The 13,682-nt window shown below is 62.8% G+C and carries 16 protein-coding genes and 1 tRNA gene; 12 read left to right on the forward strand and 5 right to left on the reverse strand.

All coding sequences use genetic code 11. The annotated features are described in order from the left end of the window. Positions 1-94: 94 nt before the first annotated feature. Positions 95-1,153 (forward strand): quinolinate synthase NadA, encoded by a 1,059-nt coding sequence (gene nadA / locus AC25ND_RS17345; protein WP_028692989.1) that lies wholly within the window; start codon positions 95-97, stop codon positions 1,151-1,153. Positions 1,154-1,305: 152 nt separating this feature from the next. Here nadA and AC25ND_RS17350 read toward each other — a convergent pair whose 3' ends face one another. After that, positions 1,306-2,742, reverse strand: coding sequence for a M48 family metalloprotease (locus AC25ND_RS17350; RefSeq protein WP_028692990.1), 1,437 nt, complete (start codon positions 2,740-2,742; stop codon positions 1,306-1,308). A gap of 107 nt (positions 2,743-2,849) precedes the next feature. Between AC25ND_RS17350 and AC25ND_RS17355 the strand changes: the two genes are divergently transcribed. Both AC25ND_RS17355 and AC25ND_RS17360 read left to right on the forward strand, forming a co-directional pair. Then, positions 2,850-3,089, forward strand: coding sequence for a sulfurtransferase TusA family protein (locus AC25ND_RS17355; RefSeq protein ID WP_028692991.1), 240 nt, complete (start codon positions 2,850-2,852; stop codon positions 3,087-3,089). A gap of 20 nt (positions 3,090-3,109) precedes the next feature. Next, positions 3,110-4,180 (forward strand): AI-2E family transporter, encoded by a 1,071-nt coding sequence (locus tag AC25ND_RS17360; protein WP_028692992.1) that lies wholly within the window; start codon positions 3,110-3,112, stop codon positions 4,178-4,180. 30 nt (positions 4,181-4,210) lie between these two features. Here AC25ND_RS17360 and AC25ND_RS17365 read toward each other — a convergent pair whose 3' ends face one another. Beyond that, complete coding sequence (locus AC25ND_RS17365; protein ID WP_028692993.1) at positions 4,211-4,684, reverse strand: peroxiredoxin; 474 nt, start codon at positions 4,682-4,684, stop codon at positions 4,211-4,213. A gap of 10 nt (positions 4,685-4,694) precedes the next feature. After that, entirely contained in the window at positions 4,695-5,255 is a 561-nt protein-coding gene (locus AC25ND_RS17370) for a glycine cleavage system transcriptional repressor (RefSeq protein WP_028692994.1), read from the reverse strand. Positions 5,256-5,515: 260 nt separating this feature from the next. Between AC25ND_RS17370 and dapA the strand changes: the two genes are divergently transcribed. The 7 genes from dapA to AC25ND_RS17405 all read left to right on the forward strand — a co-directional run bounded on the left by dapA (position 5,516) and on the right by AC25ND_RS17405 (position 10,175). Then, positions 5,516-6,403 (forward strand): 4-hydroxy-tetrahydrodipicolinate synthase, encoded by an 888-nt coding sequence (gene dapA / locus AC25ND_RS17375; protein WP_028692995.1) that lies wholly within the window; start codon positions 5,516-5,518, stop codon positions 6,401-6,403. Between the two features lie 17 nt (positions 6,404-6,420). After that, on the forward strand, positions 6,421-7,536 hold the full coding sequence (gene bamC, locus AC25ND_RS17380) for an NlpB/DapX family lipoprotein (RefSeq protein WP_028692996.1): 1,116 nt from the start codon (positions 6,421-6,423) through the stop codon (positions 7,534-7,536). Next, positions 7,537-8,295, forward strand: coding sequence for an MBL fold metallo-hydrolase (locus AC25ND_RS17385; protein WP_062360535.1), 759 nt, complete (start codon positions 7,537-7,539; stop codon positions 8,293-8,295). It begins immediately after the preceding gene. A 29-nt stretch (positions 8,296-8,324) separates the two neighbouring features. Continuing rightward, entirely contained in the window at positions 8,325-9,035 is a 711-nt protein-coding gene (gene purC, locus AC25ND_RS17390; protein ID WP_004375217.1) for a phosphoribosylaminoimidazolesuccinocarboxamide synthase, read from the forward strand. Between the two features lie 91 nt (positions 9,036-9,126). Further along, a tRNA-Ser gene (locus AC25ND_RS17395) sits at positions 9,127-9,216 on the forward strand. Between the two features lie 228 nt (positions 9,217-9,444). Next, entirely contained in the window at positions 9,445-9,921 is a 477-nt protein-coding gene (locus tag AC25ND_RS17400; RefSeq protein WP_062360536.1) for a hypothetical protein, read from the forward strand. 11 nt (positions 9,922-9,932) lie between these two features. Then, positions 9,933-10,175 (forward strand): hypothetical protein, encoded by a 243-nt coding sequence (locus AC25ND_RS17405; protein ID WP_028692999.1) that lies wholly within the window; start codon positions 9,933-9,935, stop codon positions 10,173-10,175. A gap of 67 nt (positions 10,176-10,242) precedes the next feature. Here the strand turns inward: AC25ND_RS17405 and AC25ND_RS17410 are convergent, their stop codons facing one another. Then, positions 10,243-10,533, reverse strand: coding sequence for a DUF3077 domain-containing protein (locus AC25ND_RS17410; RefSeq protein ID WP_186597185.1), 291 nt, complete (start codon positions 10,531-10,533; stop codon positions 10,243-10,245). Between the two features lie 28 nt (positions 10,534-10,561). Then, positions 10,562-10,798, reverse strand: a complete 237-nt coding sequence (locus AC25ND_RS17415; protein ID WP_186597187.1) for a hypothetical protein — start codon at positions 10,796-10,798, stop codon at positions 10,562-10,564. A gap of 496 nt (positions 10,799-11,294) precedes the next feature. Here AC25ND_RS17415 and AC25ND_RS17420 point away from each other — a divergent pair, with 496 nt between their 5' ends. Together AC25ND_RS17420 and AC25ND_RS17425 are read left to right on the forward strand one after the other, a co-directional pair. Next, positions 11,295-11,486, forward strand: coding sequence for a DUF4223 family protein (locus AC25ND_RS17420; protein WP_023630554.1), 192 nt, complete (start codon positions 11,295-11,297; stop codon positions 11,484-11,486). Positions 11,487-11,859: 373 nt separating this feature from the next. Beyond that, positions 11,860-13,677: a hypothetical protein gene (locus AC25ND_RS17425; protein ID WP_096049526.1), complete on the forward strand. Its 1,818-nt coding sequence runs from the start codon at positions 11,860-11,862 to the stop codon at positions 13,675-13,677. Positions 13,678-13,682: the final 5 nt, after the last annotated feature.

Here is a 13,682-nt window from a genome sequence, read left to right on the forward strand (position 1 = left end):
CGAGACGCTGGCCGTCCGGCACCATTAGCCGATCTGCCAGGGCCGGGTGATACACTCGACTGACGCGCTCAAGCGCCCCGCAGGTCCAGCGATCATGACCCAGATTTCCGAACGCCTGTTGGTCCAGGCCCACCTCGATGCCAAGCAGCCCAACCCGCTGACGCCCGCGCAGGAGGCCGAATACCGTGCGGCCATCGCCTCCGAGCTGAAAAAGCAGAATGCCGTGCTCGTGGCCCACTACTATTGCGACCCGGTGATCCAGGCCCTGGCCGAGGAAACCGGCGGCTGTGTGTCCGACTCGCTGGAGATGGCGCGCTTCGGCAAGAACCACCCGGCCGAGACCGTGGTGGTGGCGGGTGTGCGTTTCATGGGCGAAACCGCGAAGATCCTCACCCCGGAAAAACGCGTGCTGATGCCTACCCTCGAGGCGACCTGCTCCCTCGACCTCGGTTGCCCGGTCGAGGCGTTTTCGGCGTTTTGCGACCAGCATCCCGAGCGTACCGTGGTGGTCTATGCCAACACCTCCGCTGCGGTGAAGGCCCGTGCCGACTGGGTGGTGACCTCCAGTTGCGCGTTGGAGATCGTCGAAAGCCTGATGGACAACGGCGAGACCATCATCTGGGGCCCTGACCAGCACCTGGGCCGCTACATCCAGAAGCAGACCGGTGCCGACATGCTGCTGTGGGACGGTGCCTGCATCGTTCACGAAGAGTTCAAGTCGCGCCAGCTGGCCGACATGAAGGCGCTGTACCCGGACGCGGCGATCCTGGTCCATCCGGAGTCCCCGGAAGCGGTGATCGAGCTGGCCGACGCGGTGGGCTCCACCAGCCAGCTGATCAAGGCGGCGCAGACCCTGCCGAACAAGACCTTCATCGTCGCCACCGACCGCGGCATCTTCTACAAGATGCAGCAGCTGTGCCCGGACAAGGAGTTCGTCGAGGCGCCAACCGCCGGCAATGGCGCGGCCTGTCGCAGCTGCGCGCATTGCCCGTGGATGGCGATGAACACCCTGGAGCGCACGTTGGACTGCCTGCGCAAGGGCAGCAACGAGATCTTCGTCGAGCCTGCGCTGATTCCCAAGGCGATCAAGCCGCTGAACCGCATGCTCGATTTCACCCAGGCGGCGCGGTTGAAGTTGTCGGGCAACGCCTGAAGCAAGGTGAGCATCATCCTGTGGGAGCGGCCTTGTGTCGCGAAAGGGCCGCACAGCGGCCACAAGATGTTCAGGTTCACGCAGGAAACAGGGGCCGCTTCGCGGCCCTTTCGCGACACAAGACCGCTCCTACAGCGTGATCAGTGCCAGGCCTAGCGCCCCATCATCTCCTTGACCATTCGCTGCTGCTCCATGATCTCGCGCTGGCGCTGGTCGATCTGCGAGGCCAGCGGGAAGTTGCTGCCCGAGCGGCGCTTGGCGTAGTCGAGCTGCTGGATCGCCTGGTCGAAATCGCCGACCAGGGTGAAGTACTCGGCGCGGGCACGGTGCAGGCCGATGGTGTTGCCCGACAACCCGCGCACTTCGGCAACGTCGTACCACACGTCCGGGTCGTCGGGTCGATTCTTGACCAGGTCGTCCAGCACCTTTTCCGCTTCGGCCGGCTTGTTCTGCTTGATCAGCAGGTCGGCGCGCACCTGTTTCAACGGATAGTTGGCCGGGTACAGCGCCTGCATGCGCTGGGCGCGTTGCTGGGCATCGGCCAGGCGGTTGTTGGTGATGTCCAGGTCGATCTGCGCGAGGTTGTAGGTAATGTCGTTGGGCGCCTTGGCCAGCAGCGGCTTGAGGTTCTCCCGCGCTTCGTTGAGCTGGCCACCCTTGATCTGCGCCAGCGCCAGGCCATAGCGCGCGGCGTCCATCTGTGGATTCTCGTCGAGCTGGGCGCGGAAGCGCTTGGCGGCCAGGCCCGGGGTGCCTTCGTAGGTGAGCTGTACCCGCGCACGGATCAGCTGGTAGCGCAGGCTATCCTCGACGCCACCTTTGGGCGCCTGCTCGGCGCGGTTGCGGGTGTCGGCAATACGTGATTCGGTGACCGGGTGAGTCAGCAGGAACTCCGGCGGCTTGGCATCGTAGCGGTACTGGCGGGCCAGGCGTTCGAACATGCTGGGCATGTTGCGCGGATCGTAGCCGGCCTTCTCCAGGTTGAGGATGCCGATGCGGTCGGCCTCCTGCTCGTTTTGCCGTGAGAAGCGCCGCTGCTCCTGGATCGCGGCGGCCTGGGTGCCAGCGATCACGCCGATGCCGGCATCGCCACCACCACCCGCGGCCAGGACGATACCGGCCAGCAGGGCCGCCATCATCGGCAACTGCATGCGCTGCTGGGCCTCGACGCCGCGGGCGAAGTGGCGTTGCGACAAGTGCGCCAGTTCGTGAGCCAGTACCGAGGCGTATTCACCCTCCGATTGCGCATTGAGGAACAATCCGCCGTTGACGCCGACGATACCGCCCGGGGCAGCGAAGGCGTTGAGCTCCTTGCTGTCGATGAGGATGAACTCCAGGCGCCTGTCCTGCAGCTGGCTGGTCTCGGCCAGCTTGTACACGGTGGTCTCGACGTAGTCCTTGAGCTGCGGGTCGTTCAGCTGGTTGACCTGGCCGCGCAACAGGCTCAGCCAGGCGCGGCCGAGCTGGTGTTCCTGTTGCGGCGAGACGATCGCGGAGCTGGCGTCGCCCAGTGACGGCAGGTCGTCGGCGTGGCCGGGAAGGGCCATCAGGCAGGCCAGCGTCAACAGGGTGGGGCGCAGTAGATTCATGCAGAAGCTCGCGTCGGTCAAAAGCCTTACTGTAGCCGGGTCGCGCGATGCCGACCAGTGGCGGTATCCTACCGGACCTTTCTGTCCATACCCCGGAGACGCGCCCGATGAGTGATACCCCGACCAGCGACGCCGAGCTTGACGCCAGCGGGCTGAACTGCCCGTTGCCGCTGCTCAAGGCCAAGATGGAACTCAATCGCCTGGCCAGTGGCGCGGTGCTCAAGGTGATCGCCACCGACGGCGGCTCCCAGCGCGACTTCCGCACTTTCGCCCAACTGGCCGGCCATACGCTGCTGCATGAAACGGCCGAGGCCGGCGTTTACACCTACTGGCTGCGCAAGGCCTGAGTCTTTTCCAAGGATCGTCAATGTTCAAAGTGCTTCGCGACTGGATGCAGCGCTACTTCTCCGACGAGGAGGCCGTGGTGCTGGCGGTCCTGCTGTTCCTGGCCTTCACCGTGGTGCTGACCCTGGGCGGCATGCTCGCGCCGGTGCTGGCGGGCATGGTCCTGGCGTTTCTCATGCAGGGCCTGGTCAATGCCCTGGAGCGCTTGAAGGTGCCGTCCAGGCTGGCGGTCTGGCTGGTGTTCGCCCTGTTCATGGGTGCGCTGGCAGTGTTCATGCTGGTGCTGGTGCCGCTGCTCTGGCATCAGCTGATCACCTTGTTCAACGAGTTGCCGGGGATGCTCGGCAAGTGGCAGTCGTTGTTGCTGCTGTTGCCCGAGCGCTATCCGCACCTGGTGTCGGATGAGCAGGTGCTGCGTGCCATCGAATCGGTGCGCGGCGAGATCGGCAAGTTCGGCCAGTGGGCGCTGACCTTCTCGCTGTCGAGCCTGCCGTTGCTGGTCAATGCGATGATCTACCTGGTGCTGGTGCCGATCCTGGTGTTCTTCTTCCTCAAGGACCGCGAGCTGATCGGGCGCTGGGTCAGCGGCTACCTGCCGCGCGAGCGTACGCTGCTAAACCGGGTGGGCGACGAGATGAACCGGCAGATCGCCAACTACATTCGCGGCAAGGGCATCGAGATCCTGATCTGCGGGATTGCCACCTATATCGCCTTCATCAGCCTTGGCCTCAACTATGCCGCCTTGCTGGCGCTGCTGGTGGGCCTGTCGGTGGTGGTGCCGTATGTCGGCGCGGTGGTGGTAACGGTGCCGGTGACGCTGATCGCGCTGTTCCAGTGGGGCTGGGGCGATCAGTTCATCTACCTGATGGCGGTGTACGCGATCATCCAGGCACTCGATGGCAACGTGCTGGTGCCGCTGCTGTTCTCCGAGGCCGTGAGTCTGCACCCGGTGGCGATCATCTGCGCGGTGCTGCTGTTCGGCGGACTGTGGGGGTTCTGGGGGATCTTCTTCGCGATCCCGCTGGCGACGCTGTTCAAGGCGGTGCTGGATGCCTGGCCGCGGCAGGACAGGTCTGTGGCGCCGATGCTGTAGGTCTGGGGCTGCTTTGCAGCCCCAACGATCTCAAGCCTTGTTGAGGTTCTGCGCCGCCACCAATACGGCATCCACATGCCCCGGCACCTTCACTGCGCGCCATTCCTGGCGCAGCACACCGTCCTTGTCGATCAGGAAGGTGCTGCGGTCCACGCCCAGATACTCCTTGCCGTACAGCTTCTTCAGCTTGATCACGTCGAACAGCTGGCACAGTGCTTCGTCCTTGTCGCTGATCAGCTCGAAGGGAAACGCCTGCTTGGCCTTGAAGTTCTCGTGCGACTTGATGCCATCGCGCGACACGCCGAACACCACGGTGTTGGCCGCCTGGAACGCCGCGTATTGGTCGCGGAAGCCCTGGCCTTCGGTGGTGCAGCCCGGGGTGCTGTCCTTGGGATAGAAGTACAACACCACCTGCTGGCCCTTCAGGTCGGCAAGGCTGACGGTCTGGCCGCTGGTGGCCTGGACCTGGAAATCGGCGACGGGTTGGTCGAGTGCTACGGCCATGGGAGCTTCCTTACATGGGGTTCTGTGGGCGCCACGGTTCGATCAGCGCGTCCAGGTTCAGGGCGTCGGCGAAGTCGAGGAACTGATCGCGCAGCCAGCTGATCTGGGTGCCGGCCGGCAGGATTACGGTGAACTGGGCGTTGAGCATGCTGCTGCCGGTCTGCGGCGCGAGGTAGGTGTCGCAGGTCATCGCTTCGAGCTCGACGCGGTGGTCGAGGAAGAACTGGCACAGCTCGTTGATGATGTCCGGGCGATAGGCGGCGCTGACGTAGGCCACATAAGGCAGGGCCTGCGGGCGTACTTCCTGGTCGGCGCTGCGCACCACGTCCAGGGTCAGGCCGTGCTTCTTGCCCAGGCCCGGCAGGGTGGCTTCGAGGCGGGCCAGGGCATCCCAGCTGCCGCCGACCTGCAGCACCAGGGCGCTGGTCTCGCCGTGGCGCGACAGACGCGAGGTGACTACCGCGCAGCGGTTGTCGAAGGCCGCGCGGCTGAGAACGTTGGCCAGCTCCATGGGGTTGGGGCCCAAGGCGCTGATGACGAGAAATTGTTCGCGAACGGTGGGGGTGGACATGCAGCATTCCTAAAGCGATGAGCGGTCGGTGCAGGACGGGGGCAAGCCTCCTGCATCAGCAGGGCCCGGGCCGGTTTTGGCGGCTGTGGACGCAGGCCGGTAGCACTGTCGACGGCCCGGCGGGCCGTGCTGCACCGATCAAAGGATCAAGGGTAGCGAAAAGCGGCGCGAAGGGGAATGCTCCGCCCGCCTGCTTCGCTTGTGCAAGGCCGATGGCGCCAGTACCATTACCGCTCTCTTTTTCCGGCAGGAGCAGTTACATGATTGCGGGCAGTATGGTGGCATTGGTCACTCCCATGGATGCACAAGGGCGTCTGGACTGGGACAGCCTCGACAAGCTTGTAGACTTCCACCTGGAAAACGGCACCCACGCGATCGTAGCTGTCGGCACCACCGGCGAGTCCGCCACGCTGGATGTCGAAGAGCACATCCTGGTCATCAAGCACGTGGTCGAGCGGGTCAAGCACAGCAACAAGCGGATCCCGGTAATCGCCGGTACCGGTGCCAACTCCACTGCCGAAGCCGTGCACCTGACCAAGAACGCCAAGAATGCCGGCGCCGACGCCTGCCTGCTGGTGGTCCCGTACTACAACAAGCCGACCCAGGAAGGCCTGTACCAGCACTTCAAGCACATCGCCGAAGCTGTCGACATCCCGCAGATCCTCTACAACGTCCCCGGCCGCACCTCCTGCGACATGCAGGCCGACACCGTGATCCGCCTGTCGAAGGTCAAGAACATCATCGGGATCAAGGAAGCCACCGGCGACCTGGTCCGTGCCAAGGCCATCCTGGACGGCGTCGACAAGGACTTCATCGTCCTGTCCGGCGACGATCCGACCGCCGTCGAGCTGATCCTGATGGGCGGCAAGGGCAACATCTCCGTCACCGCCAACGTCGCCCCGCGCGAAATGGCCGATCTGTGCGAGGCCGCCCTTGAGGGCAATGCCGAGAAGGCCCGCGCGATCAACGAAAAACTCATGCCGCTGCACAAAGACCTGTTCTGCGAAGCCAACCCGATTCCGGTGAAATGGGCGCTGGTGGAAATGGGCCTGATGCAGCAGGGCATTCGCCTGCCACTGACCTGGCTGAGCGAAGGCTGTCACGAAAAAGTCCGTACTGCCTTGCGCCAGTCCGGCGTACTGGTTTAATCGAGGAAGTACACCGCATGAAGCGACTGGCTGGTCTTTCCGCTCTCGCCCTGATCATCTCCAGCACCAGCGGGTGCGGCTGGCTGTGGGGCGAGGATGGCTATTTCCGCGACCGTGGCAGCGACTACCTGCAGGCGCAACCGACCGCGCCGATGCAGCTGCCGCCGGACGCCAGCAACGTCAAGCGCCTGGATCCGCTGCTGCCGATCCCGCGCAACGTGGCCGACGATCGCGCCACCGGCGAGTTCGAGGTACCCCGTCCACAGCCGCTGTCGGCCACCGCCGACATCAGCGATTTCAGCCTGCAGCGCAGCGGCAACAGCCGTTGGGTGCTGGCCCAGCGCTCGCCCGCCGAAGTCTGGCCGGTGACCCGCCAGTTCTTCGAGGACAACGGTTTCCGCATCGCTGAAGAGCGCCCGCAGACCGGTGAATTCAACACCACCTGGCAGCGCTTCGACGAGCTGTCGGCCTCCCTCGGCCAGCGCTTGGCCAGTACCTCCAGCAGCCCGGACAGCGAAGTCCGCGTGCGGGTGCGCATGGAGCCCGGCGTGCAGCGCAACACCTCCGAGGTGTATGTGGTCAGCGTCGAGCGTCCGGCCGGCAGCACTGCCGAGCCTGATTTTCCGTCCGCCTCCAGTAACACCGGCACCGACGCGCTGCTGGTCGACGAAATGCTCGCCAGCATGAACCGCAGCGCCGAGAAGGGCGGTTCGGTCTCGCTGCTGGCCGCGCGCGACTTCGATGCCCCGAGCCAGGTCAGCCTGAGCGAGGACGGCAGCGGCAACCCGGTGCTGTTCCTGGGTTCCGACCTGGACCGCGCCTGGTCTGGCGTCGGCCGCGCCCTGGAGCAGGGCGAGTGGCGTGTCGAGGACATCAACCGCAGCCTGGGCCTGTACTACATCAACCTGTCCGAGAAGCCCGACGACAAGCAGAAGGAGCCTGGCTTCTTCAGCCGCCTGTTCGGCAGCGAGCCGAGCAAGGAAGAGCGTGAAGCCCGTGCCGAGCGCTACCAGGTGCGCCTGAGCAAGGTCGGCGAAAACGTCCAGGTGACCGTCGAGAAGAACATCAACACCGTGGCCCCGGCCGATGTCGCCCGCCGCGTGCTGAGCGCGATCCAGGACCACCTGGGCTAAGTGCGCTTCGCAGTTCTAGGAAGCGGTAGCCAGGGAAACGGCACGCTCGTCGCCAGTGGTGATACCTTCATCCTGGTCGATTGCGGCTTTTCCCTTCGCGAGACCGAGCGGCGCCTGGCGCTGCTCGGGGTGGCGGCCACGCAGTTGAGCGCGGTGCTGGTGACCCACGAACATGCCGACCACGTGCATGGGGTGGGGTTGCTCTCGCGCCGCTACAATGTACCGGTCTACCTCAGCCAGGGCACATTGCGCGGCATGCGCAAGCCGGTCGAGGTGGCCGGTTTTCTCGGTTGTGGCGATGTGCTGCAGATCGGCGATCTGCAGGTCAGCGCGGCACGGGTCGAGCATGATGCCTACGAGCCGCTGCAGTACGTGATCAGCGATGGTCGTCGGCGCTTTGGCATGCTCACCGACCTGGGTAGTTACGACGCGCGGCTGTTGGAGCGCTATCAGGGGCTCGATGCCCTGCTGATCGAGGCCAACCACTGCCGCGACCTGCTGGCCCGTGGGCACTACCCGCACTTTCTCAAGCTGCGGGTCGGCGGCAGCCAGGGACATTTGAACAACCACCAGGCCGCGAGCCTGGTGGCCGAGTTGGGCTGGCAGAACCTGCAGCACCTGGTGCTGGCCCACCTCAGCAGCAAGAACAACCTGCCACATCTGGCCCGCCAGTGCTTCGTCGACGCCCTCGGGTGCGACCCGGACTGGCTCCAGGTGGCGAATCAGGATCATGGGCTCGACTGGCGTCAAATCGCCTAGCCCACCCACTCAAGCAAGCGGAGCCCATCATGGAAAAACGCGACGAACTCTACCGCGGCAAGGCCAAATCGGTTTACAAGACCGACGACGCCGACCGCTTGATCCTGCTGTTCCGTAACGACACCTCGGCGTTCGACGGCAAGCGCATCGAACAACTGGATCGCAAGGGCATGGTGAACAACAAGTTCAATGCCTTCATCATGCAGAAGCTCGAAGAAGCCGGCGTGCCGACCCAGTTCGACAAGCTGCTGGGCGACAACGAGTGCCTGGTGAAGAAGCTCGACATGATCCCGGTCGAGTGCGTGGTGCGCAACTACGCCGCCGGCAGCCTGGTCAAGCGCCTGGGCGTGGAGGAGGGCATCAAGCTGGAGCCGTCCACCTTCGAGCTGTTCCTGAAGAACGACGAAAAGGGCGACCCCTTCATCAACGAATCCCACGTTGTCGCTTTCGGCTGGGGCACCGCCGAGCAGCTGGCCGAGATGAAGAAGCTGTCGCTGAAGGTCAACGAAGTGCTGAGCAAGCTGTTCGACGACGCAGGCCTGCTGCTGGTCGACTTCAAGCTGGAGTTTGGCGTGTTCCACGGCCAGATCGTCCTGGGCGACGAATTCAGCCCGGACGGCTGCCGCCTGTGGGACAAAGAGACCCGCAAGAAGATGGACAAGGACCGCTTCCGTCAGGGCCTGGGCGACGTGATCGAAGCCTACGAAGAAGTTGCCAAACGCCTGGGCGTGCCGCTGTAAGCGGCGCGTTCACGCAAGCGCCTGATACCACGCGAATTTTTTTCAAAAAAGGTTTGCCAGAAACGAAATCGCTGGTATGATGCGCGCCATTGGAGAGATGCCGGAGTGGTCGAACGGGACGGATTCGAAATCCGTTGTACTGGCAACAGTACCTAGGGTTCAAATCCCTATCTCTCCGCCATACATGGAAAAGCCCCGAGATTAATGTCTCGGGGCTTTTTTCATTGCCCGTGTTTTTTATGGCAACTTGCTGATAGCGTGCGTCAGCATCGGGTCCGCGGTCCTGAAAAAAGGAATACCGGCAGCAGGAAAACCGCGGGCCTTCGGCGCTTGCTGGCAACCTGCCACGATTTGCAGCGGCGCTGCTCTCGTAGAGAATCGCGACCTTTGTTTCGTAAGGACGCGTGCAATGAAGTTCGAGGGTACTTTTCAATACATGGGTAATCACGGGATCGTCTTCAACGTCTCGCAGATCACCCTGACCGACAGCGAGCGCGGGCGATTGCGCGAGCTGCATTTTGGCGAAGCGAAGAGTGCCCACTACGAGGTCAACAGCAAGGTCGTCGAGGTGTACGACAAGATGCTGGCCAAAGGGCTGCCGTGCGTGATGAAGATCGGTATCTCCAAGCCGTTGACCCGCCAGCAGGGCGATACCCTCAATGCCCAGCGCACCAAGGTTGCCAACCTTGCCGCCTCGGCGTTCGCCGCCGCCAGCTCTGTAGCCTCTCCTTACGTTGGCGTGCCGGTGGGCGCGGGGGTGCGTGCCTATGCCAATGACGTCCTGCCTACCTACCATGCTGGCGATGTGCTGGTCAGCATCGAGGCGCAGGTCAATGGCGGCATCGGTCCGCAGCACTCCACTTCGACCCTGATCATCAAGACCTGAGGGAGGCGCCTGTGTCCGAAATTACCTATGCGGTCATCGGCCTGTTGCTTTATGGCCTGCTGGATCGGTTCCTCAGGCCTTACCCGCTGCGCAAGTGGCTGGGGGTGGCGCTGGTGGTGATTGGTGTCGTCGGTTGCATCATTGTTAGCCAAGCCCGTTTGTTCGGGTTGGACCTGGGATTGCTGTCGGTCCTTGCCACGGGGTTGGGCGTGGGCCTGTTCGTCAGGCGGCGGCGATTCGAACAGCTTGGTTGATGCGATAAAGGTCTTTACCGATATCTTTGCTGAAAGCCCCGTAGTTCGCGCTACGGGGCTTTTTGCATCAAACAGCGGGGCAGTTCGTCACTGCGTGAGAGACATCTTGCGACAGTGCTTTGGCCATGCCGGTGAGGTAGTGGGCGGCGGCTAACAAAGTAGGCGCGTTCTTCAGATCCTGAGTCAGTGCGATATCGCTCAGGGTGTAGGCGCAGGTTATCAAGTGGGTGGATTGTTCCAGGGCATAGTCCATGGGGTGGCCAGCAACGACCTGGAACAGTGGAGTTTCGTTGTCGACTTCACCGCTTTCGCCAAAGCTGCCGATGCCCACGGTGGTGATGCGCTTGTCTTGAGTCATGCCGGTTCTCCTTGTTCTCAGGGCGCGATCAATGCCTTGCCTGTACACGGCTCAGGGCCATTTCGACCAAGCTGCGTGCGCTGTCGATTTCGTGCACGGCGGTCAGGGCCATGACCTGGCCCGGCAGCTTGGTGTGGATCATGGCGGCGTGCTGGGCGGCGGCGAGGGCGCAGACGAGGTACTCGGCGATTTGAACGAGTAAATCTTCAATCTGATGTGGAGCGTCGCCAAAGCTGTTTGGCGGATCTGGAACCATCTTGCGCATAAGCATCTCCGGAGTCGGTGGTGCTGCAACAAGCTTGCTGTCAAACAAGGGGGGTGGCAGCGGTACGTGGGTTGACAGACCGAGGACTCCGAGACCCGGCGCACACAAGGTGCCCCACGTACTGCCGCCATAAGGGGCGCACGTGCTCGGAGTAAGATTCGGCCTGTCAAAGCCGGTCGTTGAGTTGGCAACGACGGGTCGAGACTAGGTCGCAGATCGAGCAGCTGCAACGGCTTGAATGGGGAAAAAGTGTGCTTGGGAAATGGACTACAGGGAATCAGGAAAATCTGATGAAAATCTGTAGGAAGCTGAAAGGAATTACCCGCCTGTAACGTTTTAGCAAATAGTTCAACCCGCTAGTTGCCGTGCCAACAACTTGTTAGTTGACCCCTGTCAACTAGTGCACCTGTACTAACGCCTTTCATTCTCACCGCCCTTTCCCGTATGATCCGCGCGCCATCCGTTTGATGGTGGATCATGGACTTAAAGGATTTTTATGAAAAAGCTGATCAAAGCTACTGTCGCTGTTGCTGTCGTTTCGGGCGTTGCCCTGCTGTCCGGTTGCACTGGCCAAGTCTACAACCAGCCTAAGAACTGCTCGTACGACTACCTGTTCCACCCATCGGTTTCCATCTCCAAGATCATCGGCGGCTGCGGCCCGATCGATAAACTGCCTCAGCAGCAGTAATCTTGGAAATACCCTGATCGGGTTGTTCACAGCCTGATCCAAAACCCCCGACCATGGATGTGGCCGGGGGTTTTTGTTTGTCTGGGCCGCCTTTCCTGACAATTCCGCCCTGGGTACGCATTGGCAATTGAACGCTGCTGGCATATCGCCAACTGTTCCATTGCCGTACTCGGCCGCTCGCTATAGTGCATGACACCCTGACTGACAGCCTCAGGACGAGTCTGGATCCCCGACCATGGACGGCATACGGCCCGCATCCCACTGCGTATGCCGTCTGCACGCCTGCGCGCTCGCGCTCCTTTCCTCTTCCTTGGCCCGTCGAGTCTCAACCCGGCGCCCTGGCGCTGTTCGAAGGCAAGGGAGATGCATCGAGATGGCCACCTACCCCGTCCAGATCACCAACAACACCAACCTGGCGCTGGACATCTACACCACCCTCAACAAGAACCCAGCGACCGATCCGCCTTCCACCAATCCGGCGGACTATACCGCCGTGTATACCCTGCAAGGCTCGGTGGGCGCCAACCAGAGCACCACGCTGCCACTTACCGAGAGCCTGGCGCGACTGGTGATCGTGCGCCAGAGCGACCAGTTTCCCTTGCTGGTGCAGGTGGCCAATGCCTTGCTGCCGGATTCGGAGCAGGTTCAGGTCGGCAACCAGGATGTGACCACGGCCAACTCCGGTTGGGCGTTCTACCAGTCGTTCATCAGCCAGCCCTTCACCCCCACCGCCCTGGAATTCTCCGAGCTGGTCAGTGAAACCCCGGCCAACGCCCTCAACGACAAGGCTGCCTCTTTCTTCGCCGCCAATGGCTACCCCGGGGTGAGTTTCGCGCTGTTCTCGGCCTTGGGCTACTGGGCCAACAACCAGCTGTACGCCTATCCGGGTACCTACTACTGCTACGAGCCGCCCAGCGGCAACTCCATGGGTTTCATCCTGCCCACCACCTCTGTGGGCACGCTGACCATCGCCGGCGGCAAGGCCAACTACAGCCCCAGCACGGGCGGCGGCACTGCGCTGCAGTTCCAGTACGGCCAGTTGACCAGCCCTGGCGCCGACGACAAGCACGGCTTCAACACCACCGGGTTCATCCGCGACCTCACGTGGGAGGGCAAACCCGACGTGATCACCTGGGCTTTCGTCGGTACCTATGACGGCCAGCAGTTCATCGCCCAGTCCTACCAGAACCCGCAACTACCCTGGTACGCGGTGGCCTACGACATGGCCTACGGCGCGCTGTTCACCGTGCAGCTGGCGATGACCCTCGACGCCGCGATCAACCTGCTGGGCACCGTGGCCAACGGCATGCAGTGGCTGGCGCAGAACACCGGCAAGCTGATCAGCCGCATCCAGGACAGCCTCAACAGCACCGGTGACACCGCCGGCGCCGGGAGTGGCGTGGGCGACGCGGCGGATCCTGTCAACGTCGACGTGGACATCGACGTGGATATCGACGTCGATGTGGACGTGGATATCGACATCGACATCGATGTGGACGTCGACGTGGATATCGACATCGATGTGGACGTCGATTTCATCGCCGTGGTCGATGTGGACGTGGATGTGGACATCGACGTGGACATCGATGTGGTGACCGACACCGAGACGGATATCGACATCGACGTCGACGTGGACATCGACACCGATGTGAACGTCGAGCCCGGCGCGCTGATGAAGGTGGTCAACGGCGTCGGCAACTGGATCATGACCAAGGCCTTGCCGACCCTGATCGAAGGGGCGGTGATCTACGTCGCCTTCCAGAGCGTGGGCGCGATCTTCCAGGCCTGGAAGAACCAGGACGAGAAGGACATCGAGAACCTGCAACCACGCCAGAGCACCGGGGTGGGCGTGCTGGTCAACTACATGCTGCAGGACGACAAGCCGGTGGCGGCTCGCTGGCAGACCTTCAGCCAGTACGTGGCCGAAGTGCAGGGTGATCCGAAGACCGTCGGGGTGACGATTTCCACGCTGTTGCAGACCGGCAACACCAAGGCCGACAACGATGCGGCCAACTGGCGCTGGTCCAGTGACGACGAGAACCAGGTGGTGGCCAGCATGGCGCCCTACACCGGTGACCAGGCCTGCAAGGCCTTCGTGATACTCGGCAACGCTACCTACCAGGGCAAGCCACTGCCGGTGAAGGTGGGGGCGAGTGTTGCGATGAAGTACCTGGCCGCGCAAGGCGCCTGAGGAGC

This window comes from Pseudomonas sp. P110(2024) (genome assembly GCF_057480795.1).

Coding starts and splice junctions, on each gene's coding strand:
- AC25ND_RS17355 (WP_028692991.1), top strand. CDS start 2,850: ATGAGTGATACCCCGACCAGCGACGCCGAGCTTGACGCCAGCGGGCTG.
- AC25ND_RS17400 (WP_062360536.1), top strand. CDS start 9,445: ATGAAGTTCGAGGGTACTTTTCAATACATGGGTAATCACGGGATCGTC.
- AC25ND_RS17365 (WP_028692993.1), bottom strand. CDS start 4,684: ATGGCCGTAGCACTCGACCAACCCGTCGCCGATTTCCAGGTCCAGGCC.
- AC25ND_RS17420 (WP_023630554.1), top strand. CDS start 11,295: ATGAAAAAGCTGATCAAAGCTACTGTCGCTGTTGCTGTCGTTTCGGGC.
- AC25ND_RS17425 (WP_096049526.1), top strand. CDS start 11,860: ATGGCCACCTACCCCGTCCAGATCACCAACAACACCAACCTGGCGCTG.
- AC25ND_RS17410 (WP_186597185.1), bottom strand. CDS start 10,533: ATGACTCAAGACAAGCGCATCACCACCGTGGGCATCGGCAGCTTTGGC.
- AC25ND_RS17350 (WP_028692990.1), bottom strand. CDS start 2,742: ATGAATCTACTGCGCCCCACCCTGTTGACGCTGGCCTGCCTGATGGCC.
- AC25ND_RS17360 (WP_028692992.1), top strand. CDS start 3,110: ATGTTCAAAGTGCTTCGCGACTGGATGCAGCGCTACTTCTCCGACGAG.
- dapA (WP_028692995.1), top strand. CDS start 5,516: ATGATTGCGGGCAGTATGGTGGCATTGGTCACTCCCATGGATGCACAA.
- purC (WP_004375217.1), top strand. CDS start 8,325: ATGGAAAAACGCGACGAACTCTACCGCGGCAAGGCCAAATCGGTTTAC.
- AC25ND_RS17370 (WP_028692994.1), bottom strand. CDS start 5,255: ATGTCCACCCCCACCGTTCGCGAACAATTTCTCGTCATCAGCGCCTTG.
- nadA (WP_028692989.1), top strand. CDS start 95: ATGACCCAGATTTCCGAACGCCTGTTGGTCCAGGCCCACCTCGATGCC.
- AC25ND_RS17415 (WP_186597187.1), bottom strand. CDS start 10,798: ATGCGCAAGATGGTTCCAGATCCGCCAAACAGCTTTGGCGACGCTCCA.
- bamC (WP_028692996.1), top strand. CDS start 6,421: ATGAAGCGACTGGCTGGTCTTTCCGCTCTCGCCCTGATCATCTCCAGC.